Here is a 21,977-nt window from a genome sequence, read left to right as displayed (position 1 = left end):
TTACGGCACGTGGTTTATGCACCAACTGGGATATATTACAGAGCATGTTTTCGTTCACCGTTCCACTCGGCAAGCTGGTCCGTGCTGTGTCCCGGCTGCGCGGCGGGGGTTCGGCTTTACCCGGCCTCGTGGTCGAGAAAATCGACCCAGGCTTCATGCAAAGGACGCTGTCCTCGCTCCCCCATGGCGTGGCGGTGGTGAGCGGAACCAACGGCAAGACGACCACGACCAAAATGGTGGTGGAGCTCTTGGAAAGCCAGGGCCTAAAGGTCTTCACCAACCGGACCGGCAGCAACTTCACGCGTGGCGTCGCGGCTGCGCTCCTCGGTGAAGTGGACTGGCGCGGCAGGCTGGACGCCGACGTCGCGGTATTGGAACTCGACGAAGCTCATGCAGTGCATTTCGTGAACAAGGTGCCCCCGCGCTACTGCCTTCTCCTCAACGTCCTGCGCGACCAACTTGACCGTTTCGGCGAAATCGACGCCACCGCGATGCTTCTCCAGCGCATCGCCGAGCGAACCACCGGCACCGTGGTCCTGAACCGCGAGGACCCCCGGGTGGCCCGCATTGCCGGAGCCCTTAGCGGCCCCGAAGTGCTCTACTTCGGATTGGACGAATCGCTCCGAAGCACCTTCCCGAACGACGACGACATGCGGGCCGCGGGGCCGGGAACCAGCCTCCTCGGTGACGTCCCCGACTCGCCGGCGGCCGACGTCGTACTCCGCCGTGTCGGTACCGATGACGCCGACTTCGAGTTCGACGGAACCCGCGTGGCGACACACATGAAACTCCGCGGCGTCTACAACATCTTCAATGCCGCCGCCGCATTGGTGCTCGCCAGGAGCATCACCGGGGCAAGCGGAAGGCCCGGCGATGCCGCCAAGCTGGTCAAGGCGCTCTCCGAGGTGGCTCCTGCCTTTGGCCGCGGGGAGAGCCTGACGGTGGATGGCCAGCCCCTTGAGTTGGTTCTGGTGAAGAACCCGAGCGGTTTCCGCCTGGGCCTGAAGTCATTCCCAGCGAAGGGCTATGCGTCCATGATCGCCATCAACGATAACTATGCCGACGGCCGCGACATGTCCTGGCTCTGGGACGTGGAATTCGATTCCCTGCGCGAGGACGGCGTCGAGGTCCTGACCGGTGTCCGTGCCTACGACATGGCACTGCGCCTCCAGTACGACGAGGTCCGTTTCGGTTCAGTGGACACGGACATCCCTGCGGCGTTGGCTGAATTCATCCGCGGGTCGGCGGGAAAGCCTAAACGCGTGTTCTGCACCTACACCGCGATGTTGGCCATCCGGCGCGAACTCTCCAAAATCACCACAGTAGAGGTGGTCTCATGACCCGGGCCGAAGATACCGCCGCTCACGCCAGCAAGGGCACCATCCGGGTCCTCCAGCTGTATCCCCGTGACATGAACATCTACGGCGACTGGGGCAACGCGCTCGTCCTGCGGCAGCGCTTGCTCTGGCACGGATACACGCCCGAGCTCCTTGAATACAACGTGGGCGACGACTTCCCCGAAGACGTCGATCTCATTGTGGGCGGCGGTGGCCAGGACAGCGGCCAGGTAGTCATCCAGGACGATCTCCAGTCACGAGGCGAGCAACTCCGCGAGATGGCCGAGGACGGAACGCCGATGCTGGTTATTTGCGGGCTTTACCAGCTTTTCGGCAAGTTCTTTAAGACGAAGAGCGGCCCTGTTATCCCCGGTATCGGCATCCTTGACGTCGAGACGGTCGGCACCGACGAACGCCTCATCGGAAACGTCACGCTCACCTCGCCCGAGTTCGGCGAAATCATGGGCTACGAAAACCACAGCGGACAGACTGCCTTGGGTCCCGGCGTCGAGCCCCTCGGCACCGTGTCCAAGGGTGCCGGCAACAACAGCAAAGACAACCATGAAGGGGCCAGGCACCGGAATGTGGTTGCCAGCTATCTGCACGGTTCCTTGTTGCCCAAGAATCCTGCCATCGCCGACTTCCTGATCCGGACCGCCGTCGAACGCAAGTACGGTACTTTCGTCCCCGGAACGCCCGACGACGGCTATGCGCGCCTCGCGCGCGAACACGCGGCGCGGCGGCCGCGCTAACACCGCGCTAATACCGGCAAAAGCGTTGTGGGCGGGCAGCCTGCATGAAAGGGTTGCTTCATGACGAACCCTCTCTTGGAGCCGAGCACCCTTCCCTTCGGATTGCCGCCCTTTGCCGCCATCCAGGACAGCCACTACGCCGAAGCTGTGGACGCAGGCCTCACTGAGCACCTGGCTGAAATCCAGTCCATCGTGGATAACCCAGAGCCCGCATCCTTCGAAAACACGGCAGTTGCGATGGAACGCTCCGGCCGCCTGCTGGAGCGGGCAGCGGCATCCTTCTTCACACTGGTTTCCGCCGACGCCTCAGAGGCCATCCGCGAACTCGAAACCGAGCTGTCTCCCCGTTTCGCGAGCCACCAGGACGCGGTCTACCTCAACCGCGGACTGTACGAGCGATTCGTAGCAATAGACACCTCAGGACTTGACGATGAATCCATCCGGCTGGTGCAGGAATACCTCAGGGAATTCCGCCAGTCGGGGATCCAACTTGATCCAGATGACCAGGAAAAGCTCAAGAGCCTCAATGCGGAGCTCTCCCGTTTGGGAACGGAATACGGGCAACGCGTCAAGGAAGCCATGAAGGCTGCCGCGCTGATGGTGGATGACGCCACGGAGCTTGCCGGCCTGCCGGCGGACGACATCGCCAGTGCCGCCGAGGCAGCACGCACTGCCGGACACGAGGGGAAATACCTCCTGACCCTCATACAGCCGAGCAACCAGCCTGCTTTGGCTTCTTTGCAAAATCGTGAGCTCCGGCGCCGCCTCTATGAGGCGTCCATTGCGCGGGGCAGCGACGGCGGCAGCCTGGACGTCATGGAGCTGGCGAAGGCGATGGTGCGTTTGCGGGCCGAGAAGGCGACACTTCTCGGGTTCGGCAACTACGCCGAACTGGTCATGGACCGCCAGACCGCCCCCGATTTCGCGTCCGTTCAGGCGATGCTGAACCGGCTTGCTCCTGCCGCCATCCGCAACGCCGACGCCGAGGCGGCCGCCTTGGCGGAGAGCGCGGGGCACCCGTTGGAAGCGTGGGACTGGGCGTACTATTCCTCGAAGGTCCGGCGGGAGCGGTACGAGGTGGACGAACAGTTGCTGCGGCCCTATTTCGAACTGGACCGGGTACTCATGGACGGCGTGTTCTTCGCGGCCACGAGCCTCTTCGGCATTACTTTCCACGAGCGGCAAGACCTTGAGGGGTACCACCCGGACGTCCGCGTCTGGGAGGTGCGCAACGAGGACGGCTCCGAGCTTGGCCTTTTCCTGGGCGACTACTACGCGCGGGACTCCAAGCGCGGCGGCGCCTGGATGAACTCGCTCGTCGATCAGTCAGCACTCCTGGGTACCAAGCCAGTGGTGATCAACAACCTGAACATCTCCAAACCGCCAGCCGGAGAATCAACGCTCCTCACCCTGGACGAGGTCCGGACCACGTTCCACGAATTCGGCCACGCCTTGCACGGACTCTTTTCCAAGGTCATGTATCCGCGGTTCTCCGGAACTTCGGTCCCCCGGGACTTCGTGGAGTATCCGTCACAGGTCAACGAGATGTGGATCATGTGGCCCGAAATTATCGGCAACTACGCGCGCCACTACGCCACTGGCGAACCTCTCCCCCGGGACATCATCGACCGCCTCAACGAGTCCAAGCTTTGGGGGGAAGGTTTCGCCACCACGGAATACCTCGGAGCCGCCCTGTTGGATCTGGCCTGGCACGTGCTGGAGGTAGACGGCGTTCCTCAGGATGCCCAGGACTTCGAAGCCAAGGCATTGGCTGCGGCGGGCGTGGCGCATTCCCTCATACCGCCCCGGTATCGCACGGGGTACTTCCAGCACATCTTCGCCGGGGACTTCTACGCCGCAGGGTACTACTCCTACATCTGGAGCGAAGTGCTCGACGCCGAAACGGTGGACTGGTTCAGGGAGAACGGCGGGCTGCTGCGCAGCAACGGCGAACGTTTCCGCTCGGAACTGCTCTCCCGCGGCAATAGCCGGGATCCGTTGGAATCCTTCCGCGCACTCCGGGGACGCGATGCCTCCCTCAACCCCCTCTTGAAGCGCCGCGGACTCGAGTAGCCTGGCCGGCCGAGCCAACTGACTCGCAGTTGTTGTCGTTATGAGGCTCCATAACGACAACAACTGCGTGGGCCCACGCCGCCAGGGTTCCCTGGCCGAGCTTGCGAGGCGAGGGCGGCGGTGGGGATCAGTTGGGTGTTAACGCACGACGCCGGCCGGTCACCGTGAAAGGTGACCGGCCGGCGTCGTAATTCTGGAGCTCAGCGCCGTCAGGCGAGACTTACCAGCCGCGCTCGGCGAGGCGGTGGGGTTCGGGGATTTCCTCGACGTTGATGCCCACCATGGCTTCGCCGAGGCCGCGGGAGACCTTGGCGATGACGTCGGGGTCATCGAAGAAGGTGGTGGCCTTCACGACGGCGGCGGCACGCTGGGCCGGGTTGCCGGACTTGAAGATGCCCGAACCGACGAACACGCCGTCCGCGCCCAGCTGCATCATCATGGCAGCGTCGGCCGGGGTGGCGATGCCGCCGGCGGTGAACAGCACGACGGGAAGCTTGCCGGTGGCGGCGATTTCCTTGACGAGCTCGTACGGGGCCTGGAGTTCCTTGGCCGCGACGTAGAGCTCGTCCTCGGGCAGGGTGGAGAGGCGGAGGATCTCGGCGCGGATCTGGCGCATGTGGGTGGTGGCGTTGGAGACGTCGCCGGTGCCGGCCTCGCCCTTGGAGCGGATCATGGCCGCGCCCTCGTTGATGCGGCGCAGCGCCTCGCCGAGGTTGGTGGCACCGCAGACGAAGGGAACGGTGAAGTTCCACTTGTCGATGTGGTGGGTGTAGTCGGCCGGGGTCAGGACCTCGGACTCGTCGATGTAGTCCACGCCGAGGGACTGCAGGACCTGTGCCTCGACGAAGTGGCCGATTCGGGCCTTGGCCATGACGGGGATGGACACGGCGGCGATGATCGCGTCGATCATGTCCGGGTCCGACATGCGGGACACGCCGCCCTGGGCGCGGATGTCGGCGGGAACCCGCTCGAGCGCCATGACGGCCACGGCGCCGGCATCTTCGGCGATGCGGGCCTGCTCGACGTTGACGACGTCCATGATGACGCCGCCCTTGAGCATCTCGGCCATACCGCGCTTGACGCGGTTGCTGCCCGTAACGCTGGCTGCGGACGAACCGGCTTCGTTGCTTACATCAGGTGTAGACACAAAAACCCCTATGGGTAGATAGAAGACCTTGGCCGGGGCGCAGGCGGACAGGGGCCACACACAGCGCACACCGGATTTCCAGGTCACATTGACCAAGTAACTTCAATACTAGTCCCCTGCGCTGTGGCCGTCGTACTTGATTACCAGCCCCGCCCCGCTGTTCCGCCGGCACCGACGGGGCTTCGCACACCGGGTGATATGGGTCCCGCGCGTCGCGGATACTTCAGGTCCATTGACGGCAGCGGATTGGTTGACGATGCAAAGGCGCAGGAATCTGTCTTCGGCAATTGTGAGGGCAACACCGGGCCGGTCGCCGAGGCGGTCGGGGTTCATTGGGACCTCAACAGCTAGTACTTGGGACGTGTTTTCCTTGTTTTCATTTTTCGCGTCGCCGGGTGGCAGCGTGGGGGCCTAATTGTCAGTGCCCCGTGACAGGGTTTAGTCATGGAAGGCACCGGTCAATTCACCGCACTTCGGGTGGCCGCGCCCGACGGCGGGATCTCGTCGCCGGGGCGCGTGGCCCGCCGCCTGAAGCCCGTCGCCGCCCGCCATGCCCAGCTCCAATACGCAGCCCAGCTTCAAAACCCGGCCCGGTTTCAAAGCCTGGCCCGGTTCGAAAGCCTGGCCCGGTTCGAAAGCCTGGCGCAGCACCAAAACCCCGCCCGGTTCGAAAGCCCGGCCGCCGGCGGGCCGCTGCCCGCGGGCGGTCTTGATCAGGTGGTGGCGGTAATGAATGAGCTGCGCTCAACCGCTCTCGCCGACACCCGCCTGTTGGCTTTCCCCGAAGCCGCTGATTTCGCCGGCAAGGTCGAGGAAATCTCCCGGACGGTCGAGTTTTTGCAGCTCGTCGCAGCCCAGGCCGTGGAACGGACCCGGCGCGAAGCCCAGGCCGCACCGCACACGTCCCCGGCGCCGGGGTGGCGGACCGGCTGGACCGAACCCACCGCAACAGATACCGCAGCCGCGGCACTCGACGACGGGTACCGGAACGCCGCCGAATTCCTGCGCGCCAGGCTGCGGATCGGCATCGGCGAAGCACGACGCCGCCTCGCACTGGCCTCCGGAGTGCTCCCGCAGACCGGGATCGCCGGGCAGGACCTCCCCGCACGGCACGAGGTCCTCGCCGCGGCCCTGACCACCGCGGCCCTGCCCTCCCGCTCAGCCACCCTCATCAGCACCGCCCTGGACCAGGTACGCCACCTCGCCGACCCGGACACCACCCACCAGATGGAACACTCCCTCACCCGGACCGCCATGGAAAGCGATCCCGACTTCGTGAACCGGATGGCCAAGCGCTGGGTCGACGCCATCGACCAGGACGGAACCGAACCCGGCGAGGAAGAACTGCGCCACCGCCAAGGAGCATTCATCCGCAAACCCCGCCACGGCCTGCACCACCTGGAAATCATCGCCACCGCCGAACAATTCGAAACCCTCGCCACCGTCATGAACACCGCCACCAACCCCCGCCTCCAGCCCAACACCACCGGCACCGGCACAGGCACCGGCGCCGGGACCGGCCTGGACCGCCGCTCCCGGGCGCAGAAACTCCTCGACGGGCTCGTCGGCGCCTGCGCAGTGGCCCTGGCCACCGGCGAACTGCCCGCCAACGGCGGCCTCCGCCCGCAGGTCATGGTCACCATCGGCTACCAAGACCTCCTCAACCGCCTCGAACGCGCCGACCACCCCGACCGCGAAACGCCCACCGGCCCCCGCCTCAGCAGCGGCGCCGCCACATTCCAGGGCCCGCTCCACCCCTCGGCCATCCGCAAAATCGCCTGCGACGCCGACATCATCCCCGTCCTGCTCGCCAGCGAGGGCCGCGTCCTGGACATCGGCCGCACCACCCGGATCTTCCCGCCCCACATCCGCAAAGCCATCATCGCCCGCGACCAAGGCTGCGCCTTCCCCGACTGCACCATCCCCGCACCCTGGTGCGAAGCCCACCACATCACCTACTGGACCAACGGCGGCACCACAGGAACCGACAACGGCACCCTCTTATGCAGCCACCACCACCACGTCATCCACAAAGAACACTGGACCATCACCATGGAAACCGGCGTGCCATGGTTCAAACCACCACCCCACATCGACCCCCGCCAAACACCCCGACGCAACCACCACTTCAGACCCACCCGCACATAACCTCACCCGGACGTGAGCGTGCCCCGACACAAAACGCGCCGGGGCAGCAAAGTGATCACACCGCTTAAGCGGGCGTCCCGCCGTCGACGTCTGCCATCGCCTGTTCGCGGACGGCCGCCATCCTTTGGACGACTGTGATGGCCGTAGCGGCGGAGAGCATGACAAGGGTCACCAGCAAGACGATGGGAGGCAGCCCCAGTCCGGTCAGACCGGTGACGAGGAGCACCGAAATGAGCCGTTCGGCACGCTCGGCGATGCCCACATTGGCGTAGAAGCCCAATGATTCAGCCTTGGCGCGGGCGTACGAAACCACCATCCCGAGAACCAGGCAGGCCAGGGACGCGATGGCAATCGCAATGTTCTCCCCGCCCGTGAAGAACCAGATTGCGACGCCGGCGAAAATGGCGCCGTCTGCCAGCCGGTCCAGCGTGGAGTCGAGGAAGTTTCCCCACGGTCCGCTGCGTCCCTGCTCCCTTGCCATGATGCCGTCCACGACGTCGGACAGCGCGAAAATGGCGATCAGCAGCGAACCCCACCAGAGCTGGCCCAGTGGGTAGAGAATCAGGGCGCCGAGAACTACGCCGGCGGTCCCGACGACGGTGACAGCGTCGGGCGAGACCCCAACCCTAAGCAGGAATCGGGCAAGGGGCGAGAACAGCCCGGTGAAAAACCCGCGGGCGTGCCGATTAAGCATCCGTCTCCCCGGAGAGATCCGACTCTTCCGGCCACGCCTCGGCCACTTGCTGGCGAACCTCGCCAAGGGTCTGGGTGATGGCCTTCGTCTGGGCGATGATCGGGAAGAAGTTTCCGTCCCCACCCCAGCGAGGAACCACGTGCTGATGCAGGTGTGCGGCGATTCCCGCCCCGCCTGCCACGCCTTGGTTCATGCCCAGGTTGAAGCCGCTCGGGTTGGCCACCTTTCGCAGCACCCGCATAGCGGTCTGCGTGAGCTCTGCCATTTCCGCCGTTTCCTGCACTGTGATGTCCGTGTAGTCCGGAACGTGCCGGTAAGGACACACCAGCAAATGACCAGGGTTGTAAGGGAACAAATTGAGCACCACGTAGCACGTCTTGCCGCGCCGCACGATGAGGGACTCCTCGTCCGTGCGGCTTGGAGCTACGCAGAACGGGCAGTCGTCGTTATCGAACTGGTTCTGCCCGCCCTTGATGTAGGCCAGGCGGTGCGGAGTCCACAAGCGCTGGAAGGCATCAGGAACACCTGCCAGGCCGAAGTCGTCAGTCACTTCGGCATCGCCCGGATACTCAGCTGTCACGCCCGTGTTCTCCTGCACTGTTTCCTGCCCCCCACGGTGTCCGGCTCGTCAGCTCTCGCGGTTCTTGACGGCGTCGACAATCCTTCGGACGGCCTCGGCAACGGGTACACCGTTGTCTTGGCTGCCGTCACGGAAGCGGAACGACACCGCACCGGCCTCGGCGTCCTCTCCCCCGGCAATAAGGACGAAGGGAATCTTGTCCTTGCTCGCAGTGCGGATTTTCTTCGGGAAACGGTCCGAGGAAATGTCCACCTCGGCACGGATGCCCGCGGCCTTGAGCTGGCCGACGACGTCGAACATGTAGTCGTTGAACGCCTCCGCCACCGGAATGCCGACCACCTGCACGGGCGAGAGCCATGCCGGGAAAGCTCCCGCGTAGTGTTCGGTGAGTACGCCCATGAAGCGCTCTACCGAGCCGAACAAGGCCCGGTGGATCATGACCGGACGCTGGCGGGTGCCGTCGGCAGCCTGGAACTCCAGCTCGAACCGCTCAGGCAGGTTGAAGTCGAGCTGGATGGTGGACATCTGCCAGGTGCGGCCCAACGCGTCCTTCGCCTGCACGGAGATCTTGGGACCGTAGAACGCGGCTCCACCCGGATCCGGGACCAGCTCCAGCCCCGAGGCCTCGGCTACTTCGGCCAAGGTGCGGGTGGCTTCCTCCCAGGCGGCGTCCTCGCCAACGAACTTGTCTTCGTTCTTGGTGGACAGTTCAAGGTAGAAGTCGTCCAGTCCGTAGTCCTTGAGCAGGCCGAGGACGAAGTTCAGGGTTGTGGTGAGTTCGTCCTTCATCTGCTCGCGGGTGCAGTAGATGTGGGCGTCGTCCTGTGTCATGCCGCGTACGCGGGTCAGGCCGTGGACAACACCGGACTTCTCATAGCGGTACACGGAGCCGAATTCGAAGAGCCGAAGGGGCAGTTCCCGGTAGGAGCGGCCGCGTGACCGGAAGATCAGGTTGTGCATGGGGCAGTTCATCGGCTTCAGGTAGTAGTCCTGGCCGGGCTTGCGCACGGTGCCGTCGTCGTTCAGTTCCGCGTCGATGTGCATCGCCGGGAACATGCCCTCCTTGTACCAGTCAAGGTGGCCGGAGACTTCGTAGAGGTGTCCCTTGGTGATGTGCGGGGTGTAGACAAACTCGTACCCGGCGTCCACGTGACGCTGGCGCGAATAGTCCTCCATCGCCTTGCGGATAATCCCGCCCTTGGGGTGGAACACCGGCAGGCCGGAGCCCAGCTCATCCGGGAAGGAAAACAGGTCAAGCTCCGCGCCGAGCTTGCGGTGATCGCGGCGCTCGGCCTCGGCGATGCGCTCCTGGTAGGCCTTCAGCGCATCCTTGGTGGGCCAGGCGGTGCCGTAGATGCGCTGCAGTTGCTGGTTGTTCTGGTTGCCCAGCCAGTATGCCGCCGAGGAGCGGGTCAGGGCGAAGGCGTTGGAGATCAGCTTGGTGTTGGGCAAGTGCGGGCCACGGCAAAGATCGCACCAGACGCTGTCACCGCTCTTACGGTCCACGTTGTCGTAGATGGTGATGTCCCCGGCGCCCACCTCGACGTTGACGCCCTCGCCGGCTTCGGCGGCGTCGTTCTTTTTGCCCAGCAGCTCAAGCTTGTAGGGCTCGCCCTTCATGGCTTCGCGGGCTTCGTCTTCAGTGACGACGCGGCGCACGAACTTCTGGTTCTGGTTGATGATCTTCTGCATCATCTTCTCGAGCTGGCGCAGGTCTTCGGGGGTGAAGGGCTCGGCAACGTCGAAGTCGAAGTAGAAGCCGTCTGTGATGTAGGGGCCGATTCCGAGTTTGGCGTCCGGACGAAGCTGCTGCACGGCCTGCGCCATCACGTGTGCGGTGGAGTGGCGCAGGACGTTCAGGCCCTCCGGCGAGTCGATGGTGATGCCGTCAATCTGGGCACCCTCGGGCAGCACCTGGTCAAGGTCCTTGAGCTCGCCGTCGACACGGGCCACTACGACGTCGCGGCGCTCGAAGAAGAGTTCCGCGCCGGTGGTCCCTTCCGTCACCTTGGTCTCTTCGCCATCGACGATGAGGGTGATCTGCTGGGCATCTGACACGGGTGTCTCCTATTCATTGATAAGGCTTCATAGCTTGTGGCGTACGGGGACCACAGCCAGCCATTGTCCATCGTATCCGCTCCGGCTGGGGCAGCCAAAGCAGGCGCGGGCCTGCCGTTTCTCGCCGAGGAGACGCGGCGAAGGACGGCCATTTTGGCATACGTGATTGCGACCCGTGCAACGTCATACGGAGGACTCTGGGTCTGGACTGTGGTGCGGTCCGCGAAACTGCCCTAACGCAGGGCTACAGGCGGCCTGCGGCGCTTCTCACTTCGTGTTTCCGCCAGGCCGGTTGGTGGAGCAGATGCAAGCGGTGGGCCTGCCGCTCAAGGGACGGGGTCCACCGGCCATGGCTTCTGTCCTTGACCAGTGCGGTTCCGGCGATCTCCCTGAGCGTGGATATCCCGCGGACAGCGGACTGTTTGGTGGTAAAAGTTGTAGACATCGCCAGAATGTCGCCGTCGCCGTCGCGTAGTGCAATCCTGTACCCATCGTCGGGTCCGTCGATCAGCTCAAAGTATCCAGCCATTGTGTAGCCTCCTTTGAAACCTGCGGTTGTAAAGGACACCAACCAGTCTACCGAGCCGAGCCCCCGGTTTGCAGCAATGCAAGGAGGGCACTGCCGTCCGGACTGCCCAGGCCTGTGCAGGGATCCCAGCCGGTCGCGGCATGGTAGCTTCCGTTGGAACCAGCGGTGATGTCGTGGAAGCCCGACGCCGGTTGGGTGCCGTTTTGGTAGAGCAGCGGCTGGATGAGCCCGAAGCGCCTGTTAGTGGCCTGCGCGAGACGGGCAACCAGGGCCGCCCAGAGCGGTGCGACCGCGCTGGTTCCGCCGATCACCATGTCTTTCCCGTCGACGCGTACCTTGTAACCCGTCTGCGGGTCGGCGACGCCGCTGACATCCGGGACGCCCCTTCCGGCCTTCTTGTGCTTGGCGTGCCCCGAGATGCCGGACTGCCAGGACGGAACCGGAAAGACGTCGCTGTAACCTCCGCCAGTAGCCGAGTTGGGGCCGTCATTCCAGACCGTTTCCGCGCTGATGATGCCTGTCGCGGTGTCCGCTTGAAGGCGGGTTCCGCCGCAGGCCAGCACATGCGGGCTCGACGCCGGGAAATCGGCGTGATCCTTGTTGTCCGTGGCGCCGTCCGCACTGCCGTTGTCCCCGGCCGCGGCTGTCACCGTTACCCCGAGGGCCGCGGCGTCGGCCAGTGCCTGGTCGAAAGCCGTCCGGGCTTGGGCAGTCCAGGCGTCTTCGCTCTGGCCCCAACTGATGCTGATCGCGGCCGGCGCCGGATTTGCATGAGAGGCTACGACAATCGCGTCCAGGAAGCCGGCGTCGGTGTTGGGAGCGAAATAGACCACAATTTTGGCCTTGGGCGCCAAGGCGCCGACCACTTCGACGTCGAGCAGGACTTCCCCGTCGGCGCCCGCCGGATCCTGCCCGGGCCGGTTCGCTCCGCCGTCGACTCCCGCAGCGGTGACGCTCGGCGTGGCCATGCCGAGGCCTTGGAAGTAGGCGTCAAGGTCCTGCTGTCCGTAGCCGCCGCCCAGCTCAAGGATGGCAACGGTTTGGCCCGTTCCGTCCGTTCCCTCAGGAAAGTTGTAGATCTTTCCCAGCTGGGGCGGGGTGTAGCTGGTTCCGGCAGAGGCCAGGGAAATGGCGCGGAAATGGGCCCGGGCCTGCGGCCGGTCGTCAAGGCCGAGGACGGCGACGACGACGCCGTCGAGATCTGCAGGTACTTGAAGGCCTCCGGTGCGGTGCCGGTGGGTGACAGCGGTGCCGTCCGGGCTTCGGCTCGTCAGCTCGTCAAGGGACGTACCGAAGATGCTGCTCATCCGTTCCACGGTTCCAGACAGCCGAATCCTGCGGCTGGCCGCGTCCGACTCCACGACGTCGAGACCGAGGTCGGCGAAGGTGCGCGCAGCGAGATCGAGGTCTGCTGCCGACGCGCCGTACCGGGAGGCTAGTTCGTCCCGCGAAAGCGCAGCGGACGGAACTTCGGGCATCTCTTCCTGGCGCCTGAGGATGACCGTCGCCTCGATCCGACGGGAAGGATCGACGGGACCGAGAACGTCCCGGACGCCCGGAGCGGGAGCCCGGTCAGATCCTGGCAGCGGAACGCTTTGCGTTTCCTCAGGCGGTCGATCTTCTGGAGTGTCCTGCATCGACATTGGTGCCTCCTACGCTCGCTGAGAGAGAGAGAGCTTCGTCCCCTGCGATTATGCACCAGGAGCCACTTTGGCACCATGGCGGAGCAGGAATGGTCGGTGGCGCCCACTCAGGCGGCGCGGCTTCGCCGGGGCTTGGGCACGGCGGCCGCCCACGGTAGCGTGGGGCCTTGGCGGCCCATGCCACAGCAACGGCCGTCGCAGCGGCGAGTCAAAGGAGCGAACCATCAGTAGGTCACACCGAACATCAGCCCATGAACCCGACACTGCTGTTGAGCTGAACCCGGTGTTCAGCCGACCAGGAGAATCCAGTATTTTTCCACGGTTCACCATGCCCGACGGTGAGTCCCTTCCTTCGACTGCCTATCAGGTTGTCCACGACGAAGCCATGCTGGACGGCAACTCCCGCTTGAACCTGGCAACGTTCGTTGGAACGTGGATGGAACCGGAAGCGTCAAAGCTGTATGCAGAAACGTTCGACAAGAACATGATCGACAAGGACGAATACCCCCCAGACGGCTTTGATCGAGACCCGCTGCTGGCGGATGCTCGCCGACTTGTGGAACGCCCCCGATCCCGCCAAGTCCGTTGGGACCTCCACGATCGGTTCTTCCGAGGCATGCATGCTGGGCGGCCTGGCCTTGAAGCGTCGCTGGCAGCATGCGCGGCGGGCGGCCGGTTTTTCCACCGACAAACCCAACCTGGTCCTCAGTTCGGCAGTGCAGGTCTGCTGGGAGAAGTTCTGCAACTACTGGGACGTGGAGGCCAGGTACGTTCCGGTGTCGAAGGAACACCAAATGCTGGACGGCTACGAGCTGGACAAGTACGTGGACGAGAACACCATTGGCGTTATAGCCATCATGGGAGTGACCTATACGGGGGTCTATGAACCCGTGGAAAAAATTTCGGCCGCGCTGGACGAGATCCAGGATAAGCACGGCTTTGATGTTCCGATCCACGTCGACGGCGCCTCCGGAGCGATGGTTGCGCCCTTCCTGCAGAGGGAGACTGTCTGGGACTTCCGTCTGCCGAGGGTTGCCTCGATCAACACGTCCGGCCACAAGTACGGCTTGGTCTATCCCGGCCTTGGCTGGATCATTTGGCGGGACGAGCAAGCGCTCCCCGAGGACCTGATCTTCCATGTCAGCTACCTCGGAGGGAACATGCCGAGCTTCGCCCTCAACTTCTCGCGGCCCGGCGCCCAAGTGCTGCTTCAGTACTACCTGTTCCTCCGGCTCGGATACGAGGGATACAAATCCGTTCAGGCAACCTCCCGGGATGTGGCGCTCTATCTATCGAGTGAGATAGGGGCGATGGAGCCATTTACTTTGTGGAGCGACGGATCGGACATTCCGGTCTTCGCTTGGCAGCTCACCGACGGCTACACGGAGAACTGGAACCTTCACCACTTGTCCGAACGGCTGCGGATGAATGGATGGCTCGTCCCCGCATACCCCATGCCGGACGGATTGAGCGAGATCACGGTCCAGCGGATCGTTGTCCGCAACGGGTTCACACGAGACCTCGCATCCAGTTTCCTGGCCGATCTCAAGAAGGAAGTGGCCTACTTGGACGGCCTCACCTCACCGATGCCGGCCGGCGGGCAAACCCAGGCGTTCCACCACTAGCCAGCGCCTTCAACGCCAGGCGCTTCAAGGAAGGACGTGTGCCATGTGCCGACTTTTCGGCTTGCATGCCGGTTCGCAGGCAGTCCGCGCCACTTTCTGGCTCTTGGACGCTCCGGACAGTCTCTCTGACCAGAGCCGGCGCGAGCCCGACGGCGCCGGCATAGGCACCTTCGACAGTGACGGTAAGGCCCATGTCGCCAAGCAGCCGCTTGCCGCATGGGAGGATCACGCCTTCGCGCGTGAGGCGCGGGTGCTGAAAAGCACGACGTTCCTGGCCCATGTGCGGTATGCCAGCACTGGCGCGCACACCATGGTCAACACGCATCCGTTCGAGCAGGACGGGAGGTTGTTCGCCCACAACGGGGCTTTCGGCGATCTGGAACGGCTCGATCAACGGCTGGCGGAGTTCGGGGTTTCGGATCTGGTCAAGGGCCAGACAGACAGTGAACGCCTCTTCGCATTGATCACCGCGGAGAGCAGGCGCGCAGATGGCGACGTCGGCGAAGGTATCACCCAAGCGATCAGCTGGATCGCGAAGGAGCTCCCAGTGTTCAGCTTGAACCTGATCCTGACGACGGCGAGCGACGTTTGGGCGGTCAGGTATCCGGACACGCATGAACTGCACATTCTGGAACGGTTGGCCGCCCGTTCCGAGGAGGCGGCTCCCCTGGACGCGCGGAGCTCCCGCATCCGCGCCCACAGCAAGGACTTGGCCCATTCCGGACACGTCCTCATCGCCACTGAACCGATGGATGACAATCCGGAGTGGAGAGCGCTGCCCGGCGGTGCGTTGGTGCACATCAATCCGGATCTAGGCGTGACCATCAGCCACTCCTTCCCGGAGGCTCCGACACATCCGCTCACGCTATCCGACCTCTCCCCCTCCGCGGCAGCATCCCAGAAGCCGTGATCCTCGAACACAAAACAGCGTCCGGCGTCTTGGGCTTATGGCCGCGTGTTCATCGTGTCCGTGGGCCCCGCCGCGCATAAGATCGATCCATGACCGCTGAAGTCGAATCCGAAACCGCCTTCGTCCCGGCCGTCCAACTCGACGGACAAATGAGCATCAACGACGTCCTGCTTGAGCTGGGGCGGGAACCTGTGGTGTACCCGTCCGCGAACGCCGACGCCGGCGATTTCCACATTTTCTAGCAGGACGCCGGGGAAACTCCGGCTGATAGAGGTACTGGTAGGGACTCCCTCAAAGCGCTCAAACGTCACTATCGTTGATCGCATGGACAACCGGAACGACGCCCGCGAATTCCTTGCTTCCCGGCGAGCGAAGATCACCCCCGAACAGGCGGGGCTGCCGACGTCGGGGGGAAACCGGCGCGTACCCGGACTCCGTCGCGGAGAAGTCGCAACCCTGGCCGGGGTAAGCGTTGAGTATTACACCCGCCTCGAACGGGGAAACCTTGCGGGAGTGTCTGAAAGCGTCCTGGAAGCATTGGCCAGGGCGTTGCACCTCGACGAAGCTGAGCGTGCACATCTGTTCGATCTGGCCCGGGCCGCAGGAACAAGCAAGAGGCAGCGTCGATCTGCGCCGCAAAATCTGCGGCCGAGCGTCCAGTTTGCCCTCGACGCCATCACTGACGCGCCGGCGTTTGTCCGCAACGCACGCATGGACATCCTCGCCGCCAACAGGCTCGGCCGCGCATTGCATTCGGAGATGTACGTCGACCCGGTCCGGCCGGCCAACTACGCGCGCTTCATTTTCCTGGATGAGGAGCGGGCCCGGAGGTTCTTCCCGGATTGGGAGCTCGCTGCCAACAACATGGTGGCCATCTTGCGCACCGAGGCCGGCCGCGATCCCTTCGACCGCGGACTGAGCGACCTCGTAGGAGAGCTTTCCACCCGCAGCGATGAATTCCGCACTCGCTGGGCAGCACACAACGTGCGCCGCCACTACAGCGGCTTCAAGCATTTCCATCACCCTGTGGTGGGCGAACTCCGGTTGCTGTTCGAAGCGATGGAGTTGTCAGCGGACACCGGCCTCTCCCTGTTTATCTACCCTGCAGAACCTGGTTCCCCCTCAGCAGATGCCCTGCGACTCCTCGCGAGCTGGGCCGCCACGCAGGAACTGGCAGAACAACCTCAAGCCGCACCCACTGCAGGTGGAGTGTGACGGCAACCTAAGGCGTTGATCGGGCTGCGGCCAGGCGGGACTTCAACCATGAAACGGCGTGTCTTCTCTGAACGGACGGAAAGGCGTGCCCGCCTTCGAAAGGAACGAAATCCGCGACGCCTTCCCTGAAGGAATTGACGAGGCCCTGGACGTCCTGAAACGGAAACAGTGGATCTTGCTGTCCGGCGACGATCAATACACGCTGGTCTTCGATGGCTTGGGCCACCAGATGCGCGTCACCCGCTTTGCGAAGATTGGGCACAAACCAGGCCGGGTTATGGGAAATGCCCTCACGTTCGAAGGACTCAAGCGTCCCGATCCCGCAACTAAGAACGCCGGCCCGCAGCCGTGGATCGCAGGCGAGATTGAAAAGCCCCACCTGGCCGCCCAGCGAATGACCGACAATCCCCAGAGGCCCTTGCACCTCATCGCAAGCCTCGAGCCACGAAGTGGCCATGGCAATATCCCGTGTGTGGATGCCCTGCAGCGTTGACCCGCCATCGAGCAGATCCTGCGCATCGCGGCTTTCAGCCAGCTGGGGGTCAATGGCGTCACGCTGCCGCTCTTCGAATCCTAGGAGGTCCGGGACGAGCGCCGGAACGCCAGACTCGGCCAATTCGACGGCGAAAGCCATTTGCGGATCACCTTCAAGCCCGGCAAGCTCGCTCTTTCCCAAGGAATAGTTTCCGGCGTGTTGATGGACCGCCACCACGGCACCCACCTGATGACCCCCATCGATTGGCGTAAGGAATAGACAAGGGACCATATCGCCTGCATCCGTCCAAAGCTCGATCCGCTCGCGTAGGACATCTCCCTGGCGCAGAGCCGAGCCGCGAACAACTCTCGCCGCGACATATGACCGAATGGCGTCCAGGCCAATAAGCGAAAGGACCTTGGACCGTGCTGATTCCACTACGCGGGCTCCCCCCCATGACCTGCTGCCGTTACGCCATAGCCTACGATCTTGGACCTCTCCGCCCCTCCTCGTTGCCTTGGTCGTCGTCGCGCTCCCGCCGGGTGCCGTCGTCGTCCCTGTCCCGACGGCGTCCCTCACCGTTCGTGTCCGAGCGGTCGCCCGCGTCGGGGTCCAACTCTTCCGCGCGTCGTAGCCTGTCCTGCGAGACTTCGTTGGCCCGTTCGGCCGCCTTCTGCTTGTCGGTGGCCTCCTGATGCAAGCGTTCCGCTTCGCTCTCGGCGCGGGCGGCGTCAGCCGCCGCTCGGGCGGCCTCAGCGCTGCGCTCATGCGCTCCGAGGGCGTCGGCACGGGCTTTCTCGCGGAGGTCCGCGGCGCGCTTGCGGTTGGCTGCGTCCTTCGCGCGGCGCCCATAAGCGACGACGGCGACGATCACCGCGATGATCACAATCGCCACTACGATCCAAATCCATACTTGCCCGTCCATTGCAACTCCCCTCGAAATTGACTGTGCTTCCGGTGCGCAGGTTCTATCGTTCGGCCGATCCTGACGTTGGCCAGCTCGGATCGCCGTCCGCCGACAGCGCGCGGATGCTGGTTCCTTGAGTCAACAACTTTGCGTGAAACATGGCACGAGTAGCTTGTACTTGTTTTCCCCAGAGGTTCCAGCGGGTCGCCGCGCGCTGGTTTACTCAACGGCCGGCGACTGTGGCCGAACGCCAAAGGACAGCGAAGGTTCGTCGGGCGTAGCGAGGGTCAGCACCGCCTCCTCGACGGTCTCCTCGTCCTCCAGTTCCCGTTCCACACGGCGCAAAGCAATGGCTACTTCATGCTCCCGAAGGTCACCCGTGATATCCACGGCCGCCACGAGGTACAGCTTGCGCGGCCCAACAAACTCCAGGTGCAGATACGTCAGGCGATCGATTTCCGGGTGTTCCATGACCCTGATCGCCATCGACTTCTCGAGTTCCGGTGTAACGCCCTGACCGACGAGGAAGCGACGATTGCGATCTATCAGCACCACCGCGATGACACCGAGAAGGATGCCGACAAAGATGGATCCGAGGGCATCTGGGAGCGGAGATCCGGTGAACTGGTGCAGGAAGATCCCCAAGAAGGCAATGAGCAGGCCTATCAGTGCGGCACTGTCCTCCGCGAAGACGGCGCGCATGGTGGGGTCCGAGCTTTTGAGCACTTGCTCCAAGGTGCGACGTTCAAGTTGCCTTGCCGACGTGCGGGCCTGCCGGAACGCTTGGATGAACGAGGCCCCTTCAAGCACGAAGGATATCGCCAAGACGACATAGGCGACCCCGAAATCACCGGCTGGTTCCGGCGCGAAAAGCTGTTGGACACCGTGCATCACGGACACAACAGCCCCTGCGGTGAACAAGCCGAAGGCGGCAAACATCGACCACACGTACGCTTCCCTGCCGTAGCCCATCGGATGGGCCACGTCCCGCTCTTTCGAGGATCTCCTCTCAGCCACCAGCAGGAAGACCTGGTTTCCGGTATCGGCCCAGGAGTGCGCGGACTCGGCGATCATCGACGCGGAGCCGGTAAGTATGGCGGCGACAGTTTTTGCCGCGGCGACGAGAATATTTGCCGCAAAAGCCAAGATCACGGTCATAAGGGATGAGGGTGGCATCCTGACCTTCTTGGTTTCAACCATGGAACCTACCGTACCCAACAACCGTCGGGGCCACGCCTACTGCTTGGCGAGGAAGGAACCGAGGGTGCGGGCGTTACGGACCGCGTTTCCGCCGCCGTCGTTGTTGAAATAGACGAAGACCTCCTTGCCCGCGGCCTCCCATTCCGCAATGCGGTCCGCCCACCAGCGCAGGTCCTGATCGGAGTATGAACCTCCGTAAAGGTGATGGTGATCCGGCCCATGCATCCTGATGTAGACAAACGCCGCCGTGGCCCTCAGGACGCACGGGAGCTCCGCTCCGCTCATGATGCAGTAGGCCGTTTGGTGCCTTTCAAGCAGCTCGTAGACAGCCTCGTCATGCCAACTGTGATGGCGGAATTCGACGGCGACTTTCATCCACTCGGGAAGGAGGTCAAGGAAATACGCCAGCCGGCCGTCGTCGCGCTCCATTCCCGGCGGCAACTGGACCAGCATGACCCCACGCCTGGCTCCGAGTTCATGCCACGCCGAAGTGATCCTGCCAATCCAGGCTTCAGGGGCATAAAGGCGCTTTGCGTGGGTGAGCCCGCGGGGCGCTTTAACCGAGAACACGAAGCCTTCAGGTAGCCGGCGTCGCCAGCTTGCGAACGATGGATCACGCGGCCACCGATAGAAACTCGCGTTGAGTTCGACGGTCTCGAATTGTTGCATGTAGTAACCGAGCCGGTTGCGCGCGGGAGTGCCGGCGGGATAGAGCACGTGCTCCCAGTGCTCGTAACTCCACCCCGACGTTCCAACGTGGGTTCCCATGTGCCCAGCCTATGGTCGACGTCACTTAATAAGTAAGCTGATGATATCCGGGATTGAAGAGAGGTTGGTCGAGGGCCATGCGATTCGGGTCGATTTTCGGGCTGCTCGTGGTGATCTGGCTCATCATTGGAGCGGTAGCCGCCGGACAACGTGGCTACTTCAGCGCAGTTCCCGCGCAGTGTTCCCAGGTGGCAACAATCAGCCTGAATATTGTTGCCGGTCCCCTGAACTACATGGGCCTGAACCCTGTGGCAGGTTGCGAACTGCCGCGGCCGTCGTGACCGGACCGGAAGACCCTCCACTCCCGCGGCAGGCTGCCGACACCAGGCACGAGTCCGAGGACCAGCGGATGGACCGCAACTGGAATGAACTGCTCCAAGAGATGCGCGTCCTTCAAACAGGCGTCCAAATTATCGGCGGCTTCCTGCTCACCCTTCCGTTCCAGCAGCGATTCGGCACCCTGACCGAGATGCAAAAGTGGTGGTTTCTCCTGTTGGTCGTCCTGGCGACTATGACAACCGGCCTCATGCTGGTTCCGGTCAGCCTGCATCGGCGGCTCTTCCAGCATCACGTCAAGTATCGGCTGGTGGCTGCAGGGGATGTGATCGTCAAGGCGGTCGTCGCATGTGTATCCCTGCTGATCGCGGGATGTGCCGGACTGATCTTCAGCGTGGCCGTGGGACCCGAGGTAGGCCTCGCAGCCGGCGGCGGCATTCTTGTCGCCCTCGCCGCCCTCGTGCTGCTGTATCCCCTGCTTTCCTGGTCTCCCAGGCGTAGAAAAGCAGAGTCGGAACCCTAAGTCGCAGCACAAAAACCGAGCTATTGTAGTCCTTTCGATCAACATAGTAAGTTTACTGATCAATTTCTCGGAATCCATGGACAAGGTGCCGCCCGGGCTACTAGGTTCGATGAGGTAGCAGGCTCACGCAAGCGTCGAAAGACCGACGAAGAAGGTGAACATGTACCAGTCAGAACCGCAGCAAAGCCAAGCGGAACAACCACGTAGTGCCCGGCTTTTTCCACCGAGAGATCCCCGTTCGGGTTATCACACAGGATCCTTTCCACAGCAGGAACAGAAGCAGCCGGGCCTGACGGCGCCCATGGATCCCGTGCCGGATCACGGCGAACTCTCCTACACCGGCCATGGCCGCTTGACGGGCAGGGCAACCCTCATCACGGGAGGCGACTCCGGGATCGGGGCAGCTGTTGGCATCGCCTTCGCCCGCGAAGGTGCCGACGTCGCGTTCACGCACCTACCTGAAGAGTCCGAAGACGCCCGGAGTACCGCCGGCTGGATCCAAGAGGCCGGTACAAGGGCTTTGGCCATGCCGGGCGACGGCCGTTCGGAAGAGTTCTGCCAGTCCGCGGTGGAACGAACCGTAGCCGAATTCGGCCGGCTGGACACCCTGGTCCTGAATGCCGGGTACCAAAAAAACCGGGAAGGGCTCGAGACCCTGCCGACCGAAGAAATGGACAGGGTTTTCAAGACCAACTTGTACTCCTTGATGTGGACTGCCCGCGCGGCAATCCCCCACCTCAAACCCGGCGCATCGGTCATCGTCACTGCATCCATCCAGGCATTCAACCCTTCGCCCCAACTTATCGACTACGCCATGACCAAGGCAGCGCAAGTGGCTTTCACCAAGGCGCTGGCCCAAGAGTTGGGACCCAAGGGCATCAGGGTCAACGCCGTGGCCCCCGGACCCATTTGGACACCGCTGATTCCCGCGACGGAGTGGCCGGACAAGCTCCCGGACTTCGGACAGGACACGCCGCTCGGCAGGGCTGGGCAGCCAGCGGAATTGGCTCCTGCTTATGTGCTTCTTGCCTCGGACGAGGGCTCGTACATCTCCGGAGCTGTTCTCCCGGTGACTGGCGGAAAAGGCCTTTAGCAGCCGGTCCTGGATTTTCCATCA

20 protein-coding genes and 1 pseudogene are annotated in these 21,977 nt (G+C 63.5%); 11 read left to right on the top strand and 10 right to left on the bottom strand.

Annotated elements, in window-relative coordinates; translation table 11 throughout:
• The first annotated feature begins 44 nt into the window (after positions 1-44).
• Genes LFT47_RS11040 through LFT47_RS11030 form a run of 3 tightly spaced genes read left to right on the top strand, consistent with a single transcriptional unit; the run spans position 45 to position 4,162 of the window.
• Entirely contained in the window at positions 45-1,340 is a 1,296-nt protein-coding gene (locus LFT47_RS11040; RefSeq protein WP_236810686.1) for a Mur ligase family protein, read from the top strand.
• On the top strand, positions 1,337-2,089 hold the full coding sequence (locus LFT47_RS11035; protein WP_236810685.1) for a type 1 glutamine amidotransferase: 753 nt from the start codon (positions 1,337-1,339) through the stop codon (positions 2,087-2,089). Before LFT47_RS11040 ends, LFT47_RS11035 begins: the two co-directional genes overlap by 4 nt.
• A gap of 60 nt (positions 2,090-2,149) precedes the next feature.
• On the top strand, positions 2,150-4,162 hold the full coding sequence (locus LFT47_RS11030) for a M3 family metallopeptidase (protein WP_236810684.1): 2,013 nt from the start codon (positions 2,150-2,152) through the stop codon (positions 4,160-4,162).
• A gap of 220 nt (positions 4,163-4,382) precedes the next feature.
• Here LFT47_RS11030 and pdxS read toward each other — a convergent pair whose 3' ends face one another.
• On the bottom strand, positions 4,383-5,309 hold the full coding sequence (pdxS, locus tag LFT47_RS11025) for a pyridoxal 5'-phosphate synthase lyase subunit PdxS (RefSeq protein WP_272909577.1): 927 nt from the start codon (positions 5,307-5,309) through the stop codon (positions 4,383-4,385).
• Positions 5,310-5,753: 444 nt separating this feature from the next.
• On the opposite strand from pdxS, the gene LFT47_RS11020 reads away from it, so the two are divergent.
• Positions 5,754-7,457 (top strand): DUF222 domain-containing protein, encoded by a 1,704-nt coding sequence (locus tag LFT47_RS11020; protein WP_236810683.1) that lies wholly within the window; start codon positions 5,754-5,756, stop codon positions 7,455-7,457.
• 64 nt (positions 7,458-7,521) lie between these two features.
• On the opposite strand, the gene pgsA is transcribed toward LFT47_RS11020, so the two are convergent.
• The 5 genes from pgsA to LFT47_RS10995 form a co-directional block, all read right to left on the bottom strand.
• Positions 7,522-8,151 carry a phosphatidylinositol phosphate synthase gene (gene pgsA / locus LFT47_RS11015; RefSeq protein WP_236810682.1) on the bottom strand — a complete coding sequence of 210 codons (630 nt, stop codon included), beginning with the start codon at positions 8,149-8,151 and terminating at the stop codon, positions 7,522-7,524.
• A complete protein-coding gene (locus LFT47_RS11010; RefSeq protein WP_236810681.1) occupies positions 8,144-8,749 on the bottom strand; it encodes an HIT family protein in 606 nt (201 codons plus the stop codon). Before LFT47_RS11010 ends, pgsA begins: the two co-directional genes overlap by 8 nt.
• Positions 8,750-8,779: 30 nt before the next feature.
• Entirely contained in the window at positions 8,780-10,789 is a 2,010-nt protein-coding gene (gene thrS, locus LFT47_RS11005; protein ID WP_236810679.1) for a threonine--tRNA ligase, read from the bottom strand.
• A gap of 244 nt (positions 10,790-11,033) precedes the next feature.
• Positions 11,034-11,318, bottom strand: a complete 285-nt coding sequence (locus tag LFT47_RS11000; RefSeq protein WP_236810677.1) for a YegP family protein — start codon at positions 11,316-11,318, stop codon at positions 11,034-11,036.
• Between the two features lie 47 nt (positions 11,319-11,365).
• A complete protein-coding gene (locus LFT47_RS10995) occupies positions 11,366-12,961 on the bottom strand; it encodes a S53 family peptidase (RefSeq protein WP_236810675.1) in 1,596 nt (531 codons plus the stop codon).
• A 223-nt stretch (positions 12,962-13,184) separates the two neighbouring features.
• Between LFT47_RS10995 and LFT47_RS10990 the strand changes: the two are divergent.
• The 4 genes and pseudogenes from LFT47_RS10990 to LFT47_RS10975 all read left to right on the top strand — a co-directional run bounded on the left by LFT47_RS10990 (position 13,185) and on the right by LFT47_RS10975 (position 16,711).
• Positions 13,185-14,586 (top strand): annotated as a pseudogene (locus tag LFT47_RS10990) (glutamate decarboxylase).
• Positions 14,587-14,629: 43 nt separating this feature from the next.
• Positions 14,630-15,496: a class II glutamine amidotransferase gene (locus LFT47_RS10985; RefSeq protein ID WP_236810673.1), complete on the top strand. Its 867-nt coding sequence runs from the start codon at positions 14,630-14,632 to the stop codon at positions 15,494-15,496.
• A gap of 89 nt (positions 15,497-15,585) precedes the next feature.
• Complete coding sequence (locus tag LFT47_RS10980) at positions 15,586-15,738, top strand: hypothetical protein (protein ID WP_172465612.1); 153 nt, start codon at positions 15,586-15,588, stop codon at positions 15,736-15,738.
• Positions 15,739-15,820: 82 nt separating this feature from the next.
• A complete protein-coding gene (locus LFT47_RS10975) occupies positions 15,821-16,711 on the top strand; it encodes a helix-turn-helix transcriptional regulator (protein ID WP_236810671.1) in 891 nt (296 codons plus the stop codon).
• Between the two features lie 7 nt (positions 16,712-16,718).
• On the opposite strand, the gene LFT47_RS10970 is transcribed toward LFT47_RS10975, so the two are convergent.
• From LFT47_RS10970 to LFT47_RS10955, 4 genes are all read right to left on the bottom strand, one after another.
• Entirely contained in the window at positions 16,719-17,345 is a 627-nt protein-coding gene (locus LFT47_RS10970; protein ID WP_236810668.1) for a dienelactone hydrolase family protein, read from the bottom strand.
• A 322-nt stretch (positions 17,346-17,667) separates the two neighbouring features.
• Entirely contained in the window at positions 17,668-18,111 is a 444-nt protein-coding gene (locus tag LFT47_RS10965; protein ID WP_236810665.1) for a hypothetical protein, read from the bottom strand.
• Positions 18,112-18,312: 201 nt separating this feature from the next.
• Positions 18,313-19,293, bottom strand: a complete 981-nt coding sequence (locus LFT47_RS10960) for a cation diffusion facilitator family transporter (protein ID WP_236810662.1) — start codon at positions 19,291-19,293, stop codon at positions 18,313-18,315.
• 36 nt (positions 19,294-19,329) lie between these two features.
• Positions 19,330-20,061, bottom strand: coding sequence for a DUF72 domain-containing protein (locus LFT47_RS10955; RefSeq protein ID WP_236810660.1), 732 nt, complete (start codon positions 20,059-20,061; stop codon positions 19,330-19,332).
• Between the two features lie 77 nt (positions 20,062-20,138).
• On the opposite strand from LFT47_RS10955, the gene LFT47_RS10950 reads away from it, so the two are divergent.
• From LFT47_RS10950 to LFT47_RS10940, 3 genes are all read left to right on the top strand, one after another.
• Positions 20,139-20,342 (top strand): hypothetical protein, encoded by a 204-nt coding sequence (locus LFT47_RS10950; protein WP_236810659.1) that lies wholly within the window; start codon positions 20,139-20,141, stop codon positions 20,340-20,342.
• Positions 20,318-20,860 carry a DUF6328 family protein gene (locus LFT47_RS10945; protein WP_236810658.1) on the top strand — a complete coding sequence of 181 codons (543 nt, stop codon included), beginning with the start codon at positions 20,318-20,320 and terminating at the stop codon, positions 20,858-20,860. The genes LFT47_RS10950 and LFT47_RS10945 overlap by 25 nt, the downstream gene beginning before the upstream one ends.
• A 160-nt stretch (positions 20,861-21,020) precedes the next feature.
• On the top strand, positions 21,021-21,953 hold the full coding sequence (locus LFT47_RS10940) for an SDR family oxidoreductase (RefSeq protein WP_236810657.1): 933 nt from the start codon (positions 21,021-21,023) through the stop codon (positions 21,951-21,953).
• Positions 21,954-21,977 lie beyond the last annotated feature (24 nt).

Source organism: Arthrobacter sp. FW306-2-2C-D06B (assembly GCF_021789175.1).
GTDB lineage: Bacteria > Actinomycetota > Actinomycetes > Actinomycetales > Micrococcaceae > Arthrobacter.
Note: the sequence above shows the minus strand (reverse complement) of the source record. Positions and strands in the feature narration are given on the sequence as shown.

Coding starts and splice junctions, on each gene's coding strand:
- LFT47_RS11040 (WP_236810686.1), top strand. CDS start 45: ATGTTTTCGTTCACCGTTCCACTCGGCAAGCTGGTCCGTGCTGTGTCC.
- LFT47_RS11035 (WP_236810685.1), top strand. CDS start 1,337: ATGACCCGGGCCGAAGATACCGCCGCTCACGCCAGCAAGGGCACCATC.
- LFT47_RS11030 (WP_236810684.1), top strand. CDS start 2,150: ATGACGAACCCTCTCTTGGAGCCGAGCACCCTTCCCTTCGGATTGCCG.
- LFT47_RS11020 (WP_236810683.1), top strand. CDS start 5,754: ATGGAAGGCACCGGTCAATTCACCGCACTTCGGGTGGCCGCGCCCGAC.
- pgsA (WP_236810682.1), bottom strand. CDS start 8,151: ATGCTTAATCGGCACGCCCGCGGGTTTTTCACCGGGCTGTTCTCGCCC.
- LFT47_RS11000 (WP_236810677.1), bottom strand. CDS start 11,318: ATGGCTGGATACTTTGAGCTGATCGACGGACCCGACGATGGGTACAGG.
- LFT47_RS10995 (WP_236810675.1), bottom strand. CDS start 12,961: ATGTCGATGCAGGACACTCCAGAAGATCGACCGCCTGAGGAAACGCAA.
- LFT47_RS10985 (WP_236810673.1), top strand. CDS start 14,630: ATGTGCCGACTTTTCGGCTTGCATGCCGGTTCGCAGGCAGTCCGCGCC.
- LFT47_RS10980 (WP_172465612.1), top strand. CDS start 15,586: ATGACCGCTGAAGTCGAATCCGAAACCGCCTTCGTCCCGGCCGTCCAA.
- LFT47_RS10975 (WP_236810671.1), top strand. CDS start 15,821: ATGGACAACCGGAACGACGCCCGCGAATTCCTTGCTTCCCGGCGAGCG.
- LFT47_RS10970 (WP_236810668.1), bottom strand. CDS start 17,345: ATGGCTTTCGCCGTCGAATTGGCCGAGTCTGGCGTTCCGGCGCTCGTC.
- LFT47_RS10965 (WP_236810665.1), bottom strand. CDS start 18,111: ATGGACGGGCAAGTATGGATTTGGATCGTAGTGGCGATTGTGATCATC.
- LFT47_RS10960 (WP_236810662.1), bottom strand. CDS start 19,293: ATGGTTGAAACCAAGAAGGTCAGGATGCCACCCTCATCCCTTATGACC.
- LFT47_RS10955 (WP_236810660.1), bottom strand. CDS start 20,061: ATGGGAACCCACGTTGGAACGTCGGGGTGGAGTTACGAGCACTGGGAG.
- LFT47_RS10950 (WP_236810659.1), top strand. CDS start 20,139: ATGCGATTCGGGTCGATTTTCGGGCTGCTCGTGGTGATCTGGCTCATC.
- LFT47_RS10940 (WP_236810657.1), top strand. CDS start 21,021: ATGTACCAGTCAGAACCGCAGCAAAGCCAAGCGGAACAACCACGTAGT.